The organism is Aequorivita vladivostokensis (assembly GCF_000952855.1).
GTDB lineage: Bacteria > Bacteroidota > Bacteroidia > Flavobacteriales > Flavobacteriaceae > Aequorivita > Aequorivita vladivostokensis.
In genome coordinates this window covers 57,189-72,552 of the sequence record NZ_JSVU01000004.1, presented here as the reverse complement: position 1 = coordinate 72,552, position 15,364 = coordinate 57,189, and the positions used below count along the sequence as shown (strand labels likewise).

17 protein-coding genes are annotated in these 15,364 nt (G+C 42.7%); 16 read left to right on the top strand and 1 reads right to left on the bottom strand.

The window, feature by feature from the left end; genetic code table 11:
* The first annotated feature begins 98 nt into the window (after nt 1-98).
* The 16 genes from MB09_RS07280 (at nt 99) to MB09_RS07205 (ending at nt 14,003) form a co-directional block, all read left to right on the top strand.
* Entirely contained in the window at nt 99-1,508 is a 1,410-nt protein-coding gene (locus MB09_RS07280) for a choice-of-anchor B family protein (protein ID WP_045080249.1), read from the top strand.
* Nucleotides 1,509-1,527: 19 nt separating this feature from the next.
* Nucleotides 1,528-2,880 (top strand): hypothetical protein, encoded by a 1,353-nt coding sequence (locus MB09_RS07275; RefSeq protein WP_045080248.1) that lies wholly within the window; start codon nt 1,528-1,530, stop codon nt 2,878-2,880.
* A gap of 27 nt (nt 2,881-2,907) precedes the next feature.
* Entirely contained in the window at nt 2,908-3,669 is a 762-nt protein-coding gene (locus tag MB09_RS07270) for an MbnP family protein (protein ID WP_045080247.1), read from the top strand.
* Between the two features lie 20 nt (nt 3,670-3,689).
* A complete protein-coding gene (locus MB09_RS07265; RefSeq protein WP_084709054.1) occupies nt 3,690-4,778 on the top strand; it encodes a cytochrome-c peroxidase in 1,089 nt (362 codons plus the stop codon).
* 155 nt (nt 4,779-4,933) lie between these two features.
* Nucleotides 4,934-5,263 carry a HesB/IscA family protein gene (locus MB09_RS07260; RefSeq protein WP_045080246.1) on the top strand — a complete coding sequence of 110 codons (330 nt, stop codon included), beginning with the start codon at nt 4,934-4,936 and terminating at the stop codon, nt 5,261-5,263.
* 104 nt (nt 5,264-5,367) lie between these two features.
* Nucleotides 5,368-6,816, top strand: coding sequence for a Fe-S cluster assembly protein SufB (gene sufB, locus MB09_RS07255; protein WP_045080245.1), 1,449 nt, complete (start codon nt 5,368-5,370; stop codon nt 6,814-6,816).
* Between the two features lie 45 nt (nt 6,817-6,861).
* Entirely contained in the window at nt 6,862-7,269 is a 408-nt protein-coding gene (locus MB09_RS07250; protein WP_045080244.1) for a hypothetical protein, read from the top strand.
* Between the two features lies 1 nt (nt 7,270).
* Nucleotides 7,271-8,020, top strand: coding sequence for a Fe-S cluster assembly ATPase SufC (sufC, locus tag MB09_RS07245; RefSeq protein ID WP_045080243.1), 750 nt, complete (start codon nt 7,271-7,273; stop codon nt 8,018-8,020).
* Between the two features lie 56 nt (nt 8,021-8,076).
* Entirely contained in the window at nt 8,077-8,466 is a 390-nt protein-coding gene (locus MB09_RS07240; RefSeq protein ID WP_045080242.1) for a four helix bundle protein, read from the top strand.
* A gap of 38 nt (nt 8,467-8,504) precedes the next feature.
* Nucleotides 8,505-9,818: a Fe-S cluster assembly protein SufD gene (gene sufD / locus MB09_RS07235; protein WP_045080241.1), complete on the top strand. Its 1,314-nt coding sequence runs from the start codon at nt 8,505-8,507 to the stop codon at nt 9,816-9,818.
* A gap of 94 nt (nt 9,819-9,912) precedes the next feature.
* Nucleotides 9,913-11,130: an aminotransferase class V-fold PLP-dependent enzyme gene (locus tag MB09_RS07230; protein ID WP_045080240.1), complete on the top strand. Its 1,218-nt coding sequence runs from the start codon at nt 9,913-9,915 to the stop codon at nt 11,128-11,130.
* A 67-nt stretch (nt 11,131-11,197) separates the two neighbouring features.
* Nucleotides 11,198-11,635, top strand: coding sequence for an META domain-containing protein (locus MB09_RS07225; protein ID WP_045080239.1), 438 nt, complete (start codon nt 11,198-11,200; stop codon nt 11,633-11,635).
* An 11-nt stretch (nt 11,636-11,646) separates the two neighbouring features.
* Complete coding sequence (locus MB09_RS07220) at nt 11,647-12,072, top strand: SufE family protein (protein WP_045080238.1); 426 nt, start codon at nt 11,647-11,649, stop codon at nt 12,070-12,072.
* Nucleotides 12,073-12,076: 4 nt separating this feature from the next.
* Entirely contained in the window at nt 12,077-12,400 is a 324-nt protein-coding gene (locus MB09_RS07215; RefSeq protein WP_045080537.1) for an SUF system Fe-S cluster assembly protein, read from the top strand.
* A 60-nt stretch (nt 12,401-12,460) separates the two neighbouring features.
* Nucleotides 12,461-12,967, top strand: coding sequence for a DUF2480 family protein (locus MB09_RS07210; RefSeq protein WP_045080237.1), 507 nt, complete (start codon nt 12,461-12,463; stop codon nt 12,965-12,967).
* A 109-nt stretch (nt 12,968-13,076) separates the two neighbouring features.
* Complete coding sequence (locus MB09_RS07205) at nt 13,077-14,003, top strand: DUF3078 domain-containing protein (RefSeq protein ID WP_045080236.1); 927 nt, start codon at nt 13,077-13,079, stop codon at nt 14,001-14,003.
* 94 nt (nt 14,004-14,097) lie between these two features.
* Here MB09_RS07205 and hflX read toward each other — a convergent pair whose 3' ends face one another.
* Entirely contained in the window at nt 14,098-15,309 is a 1,212-nt protein-coding gene (hflX, locus tag MB09_RS07200; protein ID WP_045080235.1) for a GTPase HflX, read from the bottom strand.
* Nucleotides 15,310-15,364 lie beyond the last annotated feature (55 nt).

Below are 15,364 nucleotides of genomic sequence, written 5' to 3'. Positions count from 1 at the left end.
TAAAAAATCACAATACTAATATTTAACCTTTTGCGTTTGTAGAAGAGGTTATAATATGTTTACATTTAGCCGTTTTTTAAACCATATAATATCAATAAATGAAAAAAATATTACCAGTTTTAGCACTTTTTTTAGCAACTTTTTCCTTCGCACAGACACCTTGTGTTAATGGAATGGCGGGTCAATATCCCTGCAGTGGCTTAGATTTATTATCGCGAATCAGCCTGGGCACTTTCGGCTCAGACAGGGGCAATGATTCCTGGGGGTGGACAGACCCTTTGGATGGAAAGGAATACGCTTTGATGGGTCTGGGCAACGGTACAGCCTTCGTGGATATTACAGACCCAGTAAACCCTGTGTATCTGGGTAAACTTCCTACCCATACCGATCCTAGTTCTTGGAGAGACATAAAAGTTTACAATGACCATGCCTTTATTGTTAGTGAAGCTGGAGGACATGGCATGCAGGTATTCGATTTAACGCGCTTGCGAAGTGTATCCAATGCGCCAGAAACTTTTACCGAAGATGCCCACTATAACGGTTTTGGTAATGCCCACAACATTGTGATAAACGAAGAGACTGGATATGCCTATGCCGTGGGAACGGTGTCTTTCAATGGCGGGCCGCATTTTGTAAATATCCAAGACCCTATAAACCCAGTGGGTGAAGGGGGTTTCAGCAATGATTATTACTGCCACGATGCACAGGTGGTTATTTACGATGGTCCCGATTCAGATTACACGGGCCGTGAGATCTTTTTCGGAAGCAATGAGGATAGAATTTCAATTGTTGACGTAACCGACAAAAACAACCCAATAGGTATCTCAAACGGTTTTTACGGAAGTGTTGATTATACGCACCAAGGTTGGTTAACCGAGGACAAGCGCTACTTTATTATTGGCGACGAACTGGACGAGGCCAACTCCGGTTTTAATACGCGTACCATCATTTTTGACGTAACCGACCTTGACAATCCTGTGGTCCATTTTGAATACGAAGCAACTGTTGCCGCCATTGACCATAATGGCTACGTAAAAGGAAATGAATTCTATCTTGCCAGTTATCGTGCCGGCCTAAGAGTTTTTGATATTAGTGATGTAGAAGGGGAAAACATGGTGGAGACCAAATTTTTTGACACCTATCCTTCTAGTAACTCTGCCCGCTTTGATGGCGCCTGGAGCGTTTATCCATTCTTTGCCAGTGGTAATATCGTGATAAGCGATATCAATAGCGGTCTATTTATAGTTAGGGATCCGCTTTTGGGTGTAAATGAAAACACAATTTCAAACTTTGCCATCACTCCAAATCCGGCAACGGATGTAGTGGAGGTGTTTTCAAAAGTGGACCCAATTTCAACCATTGAAATCTTCAACGTCTTGGGCCAAAAGGTAATGGCTCTTAACTTTGGCGACAGTCTTTCGGAAAAGATCAATATTTCTAACCTTCAATCGGGAATGTATGTAATGAAGATAAATTCAACTACGACAAAAGGATTATTAATAGACTAAAAATCCAGATATCCCCATTATGCTAATTACTAAAAGCCCCAATTACAAAGCCGTTCCACTTTTGCTTGCAATAGCGCTAGTATTATTTTCCTGCGGAAAGGATGATGGCCCAGGACCCGAATCCGAGATAAATGGTGAAATAGAGCTGATAAAAACCTATGGTGGAAGCGGCATTGACGAAGCAGTTTCCGTAGTTGAAACTGGGGACGGTAATTATATGGTTCTGGGTACCACCCGAAGTTCCGATGGCGATATTACGGACAGAGCCGGAAACGATAGCGATTTTTGGTTATTGAAACTTTCGAAAACCGGAGAAATCATCTGGAGCAAGACCTATGGCGGAAGCGATGACGAAAACGCCTCCAGAATAACTAAAACCAATGACGGGGGTTATTTATTGACCGGTTACACCACTAGCAGCGATGGCGATATTTATGAAAATGCAGGATTCCAGGATTATTGGGTGGTTAAAGTAGATAACGGTGGTACCATCCTTTGGGAAAAAACATTTGGATTTTCCGGTAGCGATCAGGCTTTTAAAGCTTTTCAAACCTCAGATGGCGGCTATTTCGTCACTGGGTATTTTGATGTATCTGCCAGTGGGGGTGCCGGGAATGATTTACAAAAGGGGGTACTGCACGGGGTTGGTGAATTTTGGGGAATTAAGTTGAATGCAACTGGCACTATCCAATGGAGACGTTATTTTGGCGGAACCAATAATGACCGAAGCTACGACGCCTTGGAAACCGATGACGGCGGCTTTTTGATGACTGGCACCTCCGAAAGTGAGGATTTCGATAAAACCGACCCAAAAGGAAGCTACGATTATTGGGCAGTACGCCTTAAAGCCAATGGCGATTTGCTGTGGACCAAATCCTTTGGTGGAGATGAGATCGATAATTCATACGCCAGCATTAAAACCCAAGATGGCAACTATATTATGGTTGGCGATTCCAGAAGTGCTGATCAAGATGTAACCGCACCACGCGGCAACGCAGATGCTTGGTTGGTAAAATTTGATGACAACGGAAGTAAAATTTGGCAAAAATCCTTTGGCGGTTCCCAGTTTGATACCGCACACAGCATCGTACAGCGCAGCAATGGAGATTACATTCTTTCGGGACACAGCCGTAGTTCTGATGGCGATCTGAAAACTAACAACGGTGTAAACGATGTGTGGGTTTTTGTTATAGACCAAAGCGGAAACTTAAAATTCCAAAACACCATAGGTGGCTCGAGCCTTGATTTTGCTTCAGAAGCAATTGAAACGACCGACAATAAAATTTTGGTTGTAGGCAATAGCGAGAGCGATGATTTGGACATTCCTTCAAACAAAGGCTCGAAAGATTTTTTAGTGATTAAAATAAAGTAAACCATATAAACCACATCTCATATCTTTATGAAAAAAATTGCTTTCCTATTTGCCCTGGCTTTTGCCATAATTGGTTGTAACAACGACGATGATGTAGCCGTAGATGCCGCCGTTACCTTTGAATTTACCCAGAATTGGGATGGTGATCCTGTTACCGCATCCAATTTCAATGGAGCATCTTCATACACAAATGCCCTCGGCACTACCTTGACCATTTCCAAATTGCGATATCTTATCTCCGGTATTGAACTTCATAAGGCAGACGGTTCAACCATTAAGTTTGATGATTATCAATTAATAGATGTTACGGACGTAAATTCCCTGAAACTTAATCCAACTTTAAGGGTGCCCACGGGCGAGTATACTGGAATTTCCTTTATCTATGGTTTTAATGAAGCCGATAACGTGAGCGGCGCCTATCCAGACCTGAATGCCGCAAGTTGGAACTGGCCCGACATGCTGGGCGGGGGATACCATTTTATGCAAATGGAAGGGAAGTATGAAGATGCCAATGGTGCGTTACAGTCCTATGCCTACCATCACGGAACCGCCCGTGTGAGCGAAGGCGTTTTTGAACAGAACTATTTGAGTTTTGATTTCGAGAGAAACGTCACTATTTCTGGCGATACTTCCATCGAGATTAAAATGGATGTTTCAGAATGGTACAAAAACCCCTATACTTGGGATTTAAACGTATATGATACCGATCTAATGATGAACTATGCAGCACAAAAATATATGCACGATAACGGTGCAAGCGTTTTTAGCATTGGTGCTATTTCACAATAATTTAAAATGAAGGAACTGCCATGAAAATTCTTAAATATTTCTTCGGCGTGTTAATCTTAAGCCTATTTATCGCTTGTTCATCCAGCGATCCGGATCCCATAGATCCCAACGAAGATTACGTGCCAACACCAAAACCCCTGGCCGTTCCCCCTATTTTTAAACGCCTTTTGCCGCCACCCAATATTCCTGCGGACAATCCCCAAACCGTCGAGGGAGTGGCCTTAGGCCGAAAACTTTTCTTCGACCCGATACTTTCGGGCGATGGCACACAGGCTTGTGCCTCCTGCCACCAACCAAGTAATTCATTTTCCGATACCAATCGTTTCAGCGTTGGAATAGACGGTCTGGAGGGCACCCGAAATTCTATGCCCATCTACAATATGGCCTGGAGCACCACAGATAAGTTTTTCTGGGATGGACGCGCCAACAGTATTGAGGAGCAAGCCCTCGGACCCGTGGAAAACCCAGTTGAAATGCACAACACCTGGGAAAATGCAGTCGCCAGTTTACAAAGCCATGCGGCCTATCCAGAAATGTTCAACAAAGCCTTTGGCACCAGCAATATTACCAAAGAATTGACCGCCAAGGCAATTGCCCAGTTTGAGAGGACGCTCATTTCTGCCAACTCACCTTTTGACAAATATCTGTTGGGTGAAGGCAGTCTTACACCCCAGGAATTGAACGGCTTCCAAATATTTATGGACGAGTCCCGAGGCGACTGTTTCCATTGCCATGGCAACGACAATAGCCCCCTGTGGACCGATAACGCTTTTCACAATAATGGCCTGGACGCGATAATTACCGATAAAGGCTTGGGAGAGGTGACGGGAGACCCCAATCACGATGGGCTTTTTAAATCGCCATCGCTGCGCAACCTTGCTTTTACCGCACCCTATATGCACGATGGCCGTTTCGCAACCTTGGATGAGGTGATAAACCATTACAGCGAGGGGCTTGTGTATTCAAGGACCATTGATCCGCTTATGAAAGCCGTTTCCCGCGGCGGAGTGCATTTAACGGAATCTGACAAAGCAGACCTAAAGGCATTTCTACTTTCACTTTCCGATTCTTCATTTATCAATAATCCCGATTTTCAGGATCCCAATTGATTCCTGAAGTAATTTTCAATTTCTAAAATCCCAAAAAACTTGGGGTGTTAATTATTGTTTAAAACTATGGCTCTATAGTTTTAAAATCCCACTTCCGTATGGTTAAAAGTGCGAATTGATGTATATTTGCCGTCTAATTTAGAATTAATCTATATATGATTAAGGTAAGTGAAAGCGCTAAAACCAAGATTGCCCAGTTGATGGCCGAGGAAGGCTTCAACATTGCAAATGATTTTGTGCGTGTTGGGGTTAAAAGCGGCGGATGTTCGGGCTTGAGCTATGAATTGAAATTTGACCACAGTCTGGGCGAAAACGATAAACTTTTTGAAGAAGAAGACGTAAAAATAGCCGTAGATAAAAAAAGCTTTTTATACTTGGTAGGCACCACGCTGGAATACAGTGGCGGGCTAAACGGAAAGGGTTTTGTTTTCAACAATCCCAATGCAAATAGAACTTGTGGCTGTGGAGAATCTTTTTCACTTTAAAAAAAAGCCCCCTATCCCCCCAAGGGGGAACTCAGACGTGCTTTTTACTAACGACTGAAAAAAAGTCGACAACTGATTTACTGAACACTGAACACTGAAAACTGATGACTAAATACACTGAAGACGATTTAAAAAAAGAACTGGAAACCAAGGAATACGAATATGGTTTCTATACCGACATAGAGTCCGATACCTTTCCCGTTGGCATCAATGAAGACGTTGTGCGCGCCATTTCAAAAAAGAAGGAAGAGCCGGAATGGATGACCGAATGGCGATTGGAATCGTTCCGCCATTGGAAGCAAATGATTGAACCCGATTGGGCCAATGTGCACTATGAAAAGCCGGATTTTCAAAATATTTCCTACTATTCCGCCCCAAATAAAAAGCCGAAATACGACAGTATAGACGAAGTAGATCCCGAACTTTTGGACACCTTCAAACGGCTTGGCATTTCGCTGGACGAACAAAAAAAACTTGCCGGGGTTGCCGTGGATATTGTGATGGATTCCGTTTCCGTGGCAACCACCTTCCAAAAGACCTTGGCGGAAAAGGGGATTATTTTCTGTTCTATTTCCGAAGCCATTCGTAAATATCCCGAACTGGTAAAAAAATATCTGGGAACCGTAGTGCCGCAGCGCGATAATTTTTACGCCGCCCTTAACAGTGCCGTGTTTAGTGATGGTTCCTTTTGTTACATCCCAAAAGGCGTTCGCTGCCCGATGGAGCTTTCTACCTATTTCAGAATTAACCAGGCCGGAACCGGACAGTTTGAAAGAACCCTCGTAATTGCCGATGAAGGCAGCTACGTAAGCTATTTGGAAGGCTGTACCGCCCCAAGCCGCGACGAAAACCAGTTGCACGCCGCCGTGGTGGAACTTATTGCCCTGGACGGTGCCGAGATAAAATACTCAACGGTCCAAAACTGGTTTCCTGGCGATAAGGAAGGAAAAGGCGGGGTTTACAATTTTGTGACCAAAAGAGGCCTTTGCGAGAAAAATGCAAAAATTTCCTGGACCCAAGTAGAAACGGGAAGTGCCGTAACCTGGAAATATCCAAGTTGTATTCTGAAAGGCGACAATTCCATCGGCGAGTTTTACTCCATTGCCGTGATCAACGATTATCAGCAGGCAGATACGGGTACAAAGATGATCCATATTGGTAAAAACACGCGCAGCACTATTATTTCCAAAGGAATCTCGGCAGGGAAATCACAAAACAGTTACCGCGGGCTGGTAAAGATTATGCCCAATGCCGATAATGCGCGGAATTTTTCGCAGTGCGATTCCTTGTTGATGGGCAACAGTTGTGGCGCGCACACCTTCCCCTATATTGAAGCAAAAAACAAAACCGCCCAAATAGAACACGAGGCCACGACCAGTAAAATTGGCGAAGACCAAATTTTCTATTGCAACCAGCGGGGAATTGATACCGAAAAGGCCATTGCACTGATCGTAAATGGTTTTAGTAAGGAAGTGTTGAACAAGCTGCCTATGGAATTTGCCGTAGAGGCCCAAAAGTTGTTAGAAATCAGCCTCGAAGGTTCTGTGGGTTAAATCCTAATTATCTGAAGAACCAAGTAAAACTAAATAAGACAACCTATGAAAAAAATCGTTTTGTTGTTAATGCTTACCACAGTGGTATTTTCCTGTAAAAATTCCGAAGAAAAAACCACCGAAACTACTGAGATAGCTGCCGAAACCCCTGAAAATATCAAAGCCTATAAAGGAGATTTTATTGACTCCGATGGTGCCTTGGTACTTATGGGAACGAATTTTATTTACGGCGTAAAACGCAACGATAGGGCCAACCAACTCTCGCAACAGGTAGCCAAGGTGAAAAAGAATGATTTCGACATGGTGGGCGTAGTGGTAAGAGGAACTATTTCAAAAAATACCGATAGCGACAGCGAGTGGGATGAAGTGATAACAATAACCGAAATTATGAGGGTTAACGATAAACCTTCAGAAGCAGATATAAAATTTGAAGAATCAGCAAAGAATAATTAATATGTTAAAAATAAAAGATTTATACGCCGGATTTGAAGGAAAAGACATACTACAAGGCATCAACCTTGAAGTAAAAGCCGGTGAAGTTCACGCCATAATGGGCCCCAACGGCTCAGGAAAAAGTACCTTGGCCTCGGTGGTGGCCGGCAAGGAAGAATATGAGGTAAGCCGCGGGTACATCACTTTTGAGAATGAGGATATTTCAGAATTGGATCCCGAGGAAAGAGCACACAAGGGCATCTTTCTTTCGTTCCAATATCCTGTGGAAATTCCTGGGGTTTCGGTGACCAATTTTATAAAAACGGCCATCAACGAAACCCGCAAGTCGAAAAAGATGGACGATATGCCCGCATCCGAAATGCTAAAAATGATTAAGGAAAAGGCAGACATGCTGGAAATTGACCGCAAATTCCTTTCCCGTTCATTGAACGAGGGCTTCTCCGGAGGTGAAAAGAAACGGAACGAAATTTTCCAAATGGCAATGCTGGAGCCCAAACTGGCCATCCTCGACGAAACCGATTCCGGCTTGGATATCGACGCCTTGAAGGTTGTGGCCAACGGCGTTAACAAATTGAAGAGCAAAGACAACGCTGTAGTTGTAATTACACACTATCAGCGGCTTTTGGACTATATAGTTCCAGATTTCGTACACGTTTTAATGAACGGAAGAATTGTAAAATCCGGCACCAAGGAACTGGCTTACGAGCTTGAGGAAAAAGGATACGATTGGATTAAGGAGGAATTGGTTTAAAATAGTTTCTGGTTTCTGGTTTCAAGTTTCTGGTTGGATAAAAAAACTAAAAATTTATGGCCACAATTGAACGGTTCGAAGATTTAGATATTTGGAAAGAAGCAAGACTTCTTTCCAAAGAAATAATCCAGTTATCAAAAAATACTGAACTGAAAACCGATTACAAACTAAGAGACCAGATAAAAAACGCATCTGGCTCCGTAATGGACAATATAGCCGAAGGGTTTGAAAGAGACGGAAATTTAGAATTCAGACAATTTCTATCAATTGCAAAAGGTTCCGCGGGAGAATCTCGCTCGCAATTATATAGGATTTATGATTCTGAATATATTTCAGAAGAAGAATTATCTTCTCTGGTTAATAGATATTTGAACTTAAGTAAACGAATAGCGAACTTTATCATATATCTGAACAAAAATGAATTTAAGGGCAACAAGTTCAAATAACTTGAAACCTGAAACAAGAAACTTGAAACAATATTTTCATGAGTTTTAAAGACAAATTATTATCATCATACATCGCCCTCGAAGATTATTTGGAGTTTGATTCGCCATTGCACGATGTGCGGAATAGCGCCATTAAAATCTTTGAGGAAAAAGGATTCCCAACAAAAAAAGAAGAGGCTTGGAAATATACCTCCCTCAATTCACTGTTGAAACCTGATTATAGCGTCTATTCACATAAAGAACGGAACGTAGAGCTTAAAAATGTACGCAAGTATTTTCTGCACGAAATTGATACCTATAAATTGGTTTTTGTAGACGGCGTTTACAGCTCTTTCCTTTCGGAAACCACGCACGACTCATTGGATGTCTGCTTGATGTCGGCAGCGCTGAACAAGGGCAAATACAAGCCCGTGATTGAAGCCTACTTCAATAAGGCCGCAAAAAGCGACAGCCTGACTGCGCTCAATACGGCTTTCACGAAGGAAGGCGCATATATTCATATTCCGGCGCATAAAGAGGTGGAGAAACCTATTGAAATCATCAATTTTTCCACTGGAAATGAAGCTGCCATTTTCCTGCAACCAAGAAATTTAATTGTGGTTGGTGAAAATGCACATGTCCAAATTATCGAGCGCCACCAAAGTCTTTCCAGCAACCAGGTGCTTACCAATTCGGTTACGGAGATTTTTGCTGAAAAGCGCGCTTATGTGGATTATTATAAAATTCAGAATGACGAAATTACCGCTTCGCTGATTGACAATACCTATATTTCGCAACAGCGTGATACGGTTTGCCGCGTGCATACATTTGCCTTTGGCGGCAATTTGGTCCGCAACAACCTCAACTTTTACCAAAAAGGAGAAAATTGTGATTCCACATTAAAGGGAATTACCATTTTGGAAGGAAAACAACACGCAGACCATAACACCCTCGTCCACCACATTGCGCCAAACTGCGAAAGCCACCAGGATTACAAAGGGCTCTTCGCCGAATCGTCCACAGGGGTTTTTAACGGAAAAATCATCGTTGAAAAAGATGCCCAAAAGATTGACGCCTTTCAGCAGAACAACAACATATTGATTGACGACAAAGCCACGATAAATGCCAAGCCGCAATTGGAAATTTTTGCCGACGACGTAAAATGCTCGCACGGGTGCACCATTGGCCAGTTTGATGAGGACGCCTTATTTTACTTGCGGAGCCGCGGCATTGGGTTAAAAGAATCACGTGCATTATTGATGTACGCCTTTGCCAACACCGTTTTGGAAAGCGTAAAAATTCCAGAGTTGAAAAGCCGAATTAACAAACTCATCGCCAACAAAATTGGAGTTAGTTTGGGGTTTGAGTTGTAAAAGTATCACCACGAATGCACGAAAAATTAAACTTAACTGTTCGTTTATTCGTGGTAAAACCGCTTCCTAAAATTTCAAATTTATAAATAACTAAATGTCCTTCAACCTTCAGAAAATCCGCAATGATTTCCCCATCCTTTCCCGAAAGGTAAACGGCTATCCGCTGGTGTATTTGGACAATGCGGCCACCTCGCAAAAGCCGCAACAGGTAATTGATGCCATTGTGGATTATTACAGCCGTTACAACGCAAACATTCATCGCGGCGTGCACACCCTTTCGCAGGAAGCTACCGATGCCTATGAGGCGGCTCGGAAAAAAATACAAACCCATTTTAATGCGAAGGAAGCCTACGAAATCATTTTTACGGCGGGTACCACCCACGGAATAAATCTGGTGGCAAATGGTTTTTCTGAAATTCTAAAAAAAGGCGATGAAATAATCGTTTCCGCAATGGAACACCACAGCAATATCGTGCCGTGGCAAATGCTCTGCGAAAAAACGGGTGCCATTTTGAAAGTGATTCCAATGAACGAGGAAGGCGTTTTGGTTTTTTCGGAATATGAAAAATTGCTTTCCCAAAAAACGAAACTGGTTTTCGTAAACCATATTTCCAACGCCTTGGGTACCATCAACCCCATCGAAATAATTATTGAAAAAGCGCACGAATATGGAGCTTCCGTACTTATCGACGGCGCACAATCCTGTTCGCATATAAAGCCCGATCTTCAAAAACTCAATGTGGATTTCTACGTAACCTCGGCTCACAAAATGTGCGGACCCACGGGCGTGGGGATTCTTTATATGAAAGAGGAATGGGGCAACAAACTCGCACCCTACCAAGGCGGCGGCGAGATGATTGCCGAAGTTACTTTTGAAAAAACCACCTATGCGGGGCTGCCGCATAAATTTGAGGCGGGAACCCCCAATATCTGCGGCGGCATTGCTTTTGGAGCCGCAATAGATTATTTGAACCGGATAGGTTTCGAAGCGATCGAAGCCCACGAAACCGAGCTCTTGAAATACGCCACTGAGAAACTCTTGGAAATTGAAGGTTTAAAAATCTACGGCACGGGGCCTGATAAAACCTCAGTTGTTTCTTTCAATATTGAAGGCATCCATCCGTACGATATTGGAACGATTGTAGACAAATTGGGCATTGCCGTGCGCACCGGCCACCACTGTGCGCAGCCCATTATGGATTTTTATAAAATACCCGGAACAGTGCGCGCTTCCTTCGCATTTTACAATACACTGGAAGAAGTGGACGCTTTGGTAAACGCCGTGAAAAAGGCAAAAATGATGTTGAGCTGATAGGCAATGCTGTACCGATTGCAGATTTTTGTGAAACTTGAAACTTGAAACTTGAAACAAAAATAATATGAAAACACTCGCCACATTATCACTAATCCTGTTTGCCGTAATCTTTACGGGTTGCGACGAAACAAAAAAAGTAATCGACGTTGCCGGAAGTGTCCAGCTTACGGGCAGTTATACGGTAACCGCACTTAACGGAAAGAAATTGGTAAACACCACAAATCCTACCTTTACAATGTCGGCTTTGGACAATTCCTTCCGTGGCACAACGGGTTGCAATTCGGTGTTTGGCAATTATACCATAGACCTGTATGCCATAAACTTCGGTGATCTGGCCGTAAGCGAAAAATTTTGTACAGAGAAGGAAATTATGAAAACAGAACGCGACTTTCTGGATGCGCTCAACAATGCAGGTTCGTATGCCTTGGAGAATGGCATACTTACCCTTTATTCAAAAACGGACCGCAGCGTACTATTGAGTGCTAAGAAGGACGAAAAATAATTGAACAAACTATGACGATTGAAGCAATACAGGAAGAATTGATCGATGAGTTTTCCATGTTTGAAGACTGGATGCAGCGTTATGAATATATGATAGAACTCGGCAAATCCCTTCCGTTGATTGACGAAAATTTAAAGACCGACGACAAGCTGATAAAGGGCTGCCAGAGCAAGGTGTGGCTCAATTCAGAAATGAAGGATGGAAAAATAATTTTCACCGCAGATAGCGACGCCATCATCACCAAGGGAATAATCGCGGTTTTGGTACGGGTTTTTTCAAACCAAAAGCCACAGGCAATTCTGGATGCGAACACCGACTTTATTGACGAAATAGGCTTAAAGGAACATCTTTCACCTACCCGCGCAAATGGGTTGGTATCTATGATAAAACAGATGAAAATGTATGCCTTGGCATACCAAACACAACTTAAAAATTAATACAATGGAAACAGATATAAACATGGCCGAACTTGGCGAAAAAATAATAGCAGTTATAAAAACCATCTACGATCCCGAAATACCCGTTGATATTTATGAACTTGGACTTATTTATGATGTTTTTATAAACGAAGATCGCGAGGTAAAAATACTGATGACGCTCACCACCCCGAACTGCCCCGTAGCCGAAAGCCTACCGATGGAAGTGGAGGAAAAAGTAAAATCCATGAAAATGGTGAAGGATGCCGAAGTAGAAATAACCTTCGACCCACCGTGGTCGCAAGAGCTTATGAGCGATGAGGCAAAACTGGAGCTCGGAATGCTTTAGCCCCCTAAATCCCCTAAAGGGGACAATTAAGTAACTTATTAACCCAATAACTTTTTTCCTTTGTCCGAAGAAATAATAAACCGTGTAGCGAACAGCAAGATTGTAACCTTCAACCTTGAGGATATTTATCCAAAAGGCGAAAGGGTCGCTTTTGATATTTCACAATGGTTGCTGGAAGGTATTGTGTTGCGCGAAAGTGATTTCCGGGAGCAGGCAAAACAGCACGATTGGAGCCGGTACCAAGATAAATTTGTGGCTCTTTTCTGCAGTACCGATGCCATTGTTCCGGGTTGGGCGTATTTGCTATTGTCGCTGCATTTGGCTCCCTTTGTAAAAAAAGTCACCGTTGGAAGCTTGGACGAATTGGAGAGCATTCTTTTTGCCGAATTGCTTCAAAATTTGGATGTTTCAGAATACACAGATAAGCCCTTAATAATCAAAGGCTGCGCCCACAAGCCCATCCCGCAGAATGCTTATGTGCTCTTGGCGCAGAAACTGCAACCAGTGGCAAAGAGTATTATGTATGGAGAGGCCTGTTCTTCGGTACCACTATTTAAGCGGAAATAATATTCTCTTTTTTTGATTGATTGACTTTGTAAAACTTCACTGAATTGGCCCATTTCTTTTTAACTATTAAAAAGAGTGAGTACTTTTGCCAAAACATAACATCAATAAAATGAAAAAACTTTTACTTCTTGCAGTCCTCTTCGCTGCTCCCATCGCTATAACAGCCCAAGAAGAAAAACCAAAAGATACTATCCCTAACGGATGGACACGCGCGGGAAACCTTTCGCTATTGTTCAACCAAGCGGCTTTTAACCACGAATGGACCGGCGGGGGAACTTCCAATTATTCGGGAAACCTTTCGCTTACATACGATTTCAACTATAAGCACGACAAACTTAGCTGGAATAACCGCTTTATTGGCGAATATGGGATTACCAAAAACAAGGACGATAAATATTCCAGAAAGACCAATGACCGCTTGGAATTCAATTCTATATTGGGCCAGCAGATAAAGGAAAGCAATTGGTACTATTCCCTATTTTTAAATTTTAAGACACAATTTGCAAAAGGATACGAGTTTAACAACGACCTCAATCCAGAAGATGAAGGGTATCGTACCGAAACTACACATTTTTTATCGCCGGCTTACATTCAGTTTGGGCCCGGTTTGCTTTGGAAAAAAAGTGATAATCTGTACGTAAATATTTCACCTGCCACTGCCAAACTTATTATGGTTGACAAAGATTTTACTGCTGTAGATGAGTCGGTTCCCGGAGCTTTGGACGCCTATAATGAAAACAAATATTTTGGCGTGGATGCCAATGAAGGCAGCCGCTTTGAATTTGGTGCGTCTGTTTCGGCTTATGCGAAATTTGATATTATGGCGAATGTTTCCGCAGAAAATATTTTAAATCTTTATTCAAATTACCTCGAGGATCCGCAGAACGTGGATATTGACTATACCCTAAATCTCGTGATGAAGGTGAACAAATATATCTCTTCAAACGTGACATTTCAAGCTATTTATGATGATAATGCCGTACAGGGTTTTCAAATTCGCGAAGCTTTGGGTGTTGGTCTGACTTATGGATTTTAATAGTCAATAGACGGTAGTCGGTAGTCGGTAGTCAAAATAAAAAAGCTGTCAAGTTTTTGCTTGGCAGCTTTTTTTTTGCTTTCTTCAACTATTTTTAATCTTCCTCGGTATATTTTTCATACAGAAAATTGTTGTACGGAAAACGGGTGGTGTGGATTTCCTTTACCTTTTCATAAACCAGCTTTCGGAATTCGCCGAAGTTTTCCTTATTAAGGGCCGAAATAAATATGGCATCGCCGTTTACCTTGGACATCCAGGTTTGTTTCCACTCCTCCAAGGTGTAATGGGCCTTGGTCTTTTCGGTCATTAAATCGTCTTCCTGGATTTTCTCAGGATCATAGACATCAATTTTATTGAAAACCATAATCGTAGGCTTGTCTGCACTGCCTATTTCTTCCAAAATTTTATCGACGGAATCTATGTGGTGCTCAAAGGAGGGATGGCTTATATCTACCACGTGTAACAGTAAATCTGCTTCGCGAACCTCGTCCAACGTGCTTTTAAAGGATTCCACGAGCTGGGTGGGCAATTTTCTGATAAACCCAACGGTGTCCGTAAGCAAGAACGGTAAATTGCCAATAACCACTTTCCTGACAGTGGTGTCGAGGGTTGCAAAAAGTTTGTCTTCCGCAAAGACATCGCTTTTGCTTATCACGTTCATCAAGGTAGATTTTCCCACATTCGTATAGCCAATGAGCGCTACCCGCACAAGAGAGCCTCTGTTGCCGCGCTGTACCTCCATCTGCCGGTCAATTTTCTTCAACTTATCCTTCAGCAGAGCAATACGGTCGCGCACAATCCTTCTATCGGTCTCAATTTCCGTTTCCCCTGGCCCGCGCATTCCTATACCTCCACGCTGGCGCTCTAAGTGGGTCCACATTCCGGCAAGTCTGGGTAGCAGATATTGATATTGGGCGAGTTCTACCTGGGTGCGGGCATAACTGGTCTGTGCACGCTGGGCAAATATGTCCAGGATTAAATTGGTGCGATCTATAATTTTACACTGAAGTATTTTTTCAATATTTTTTTGCTGAGCCGGTGAAAGTTCATCGTCAAAAATAGCTACGCCCACTTCATGCTCGTCCACAAAGTTTTTTACCTCTTCCAGCTTTCCTGTGCCTATAAAGGTCTTAGGGTTGGGCACTTCCATTTTTTGGGTGAAGCGTTTTAATACTTCGCCTCCGGCTGTGTAGGCCAGAAATTCGAGCTCGTCCAAATATTCATTGGATTTTTCTTCGTCCTGAAATTGAGTTATCAGGCCGATCAATACTGCTTTTTCATAAGATATGTCCGTTGGTTCTATCATATATTTTTATTGGTCTGCGTAGTTTATAGTTTAGATAATTGGCAATCGAAAGGAA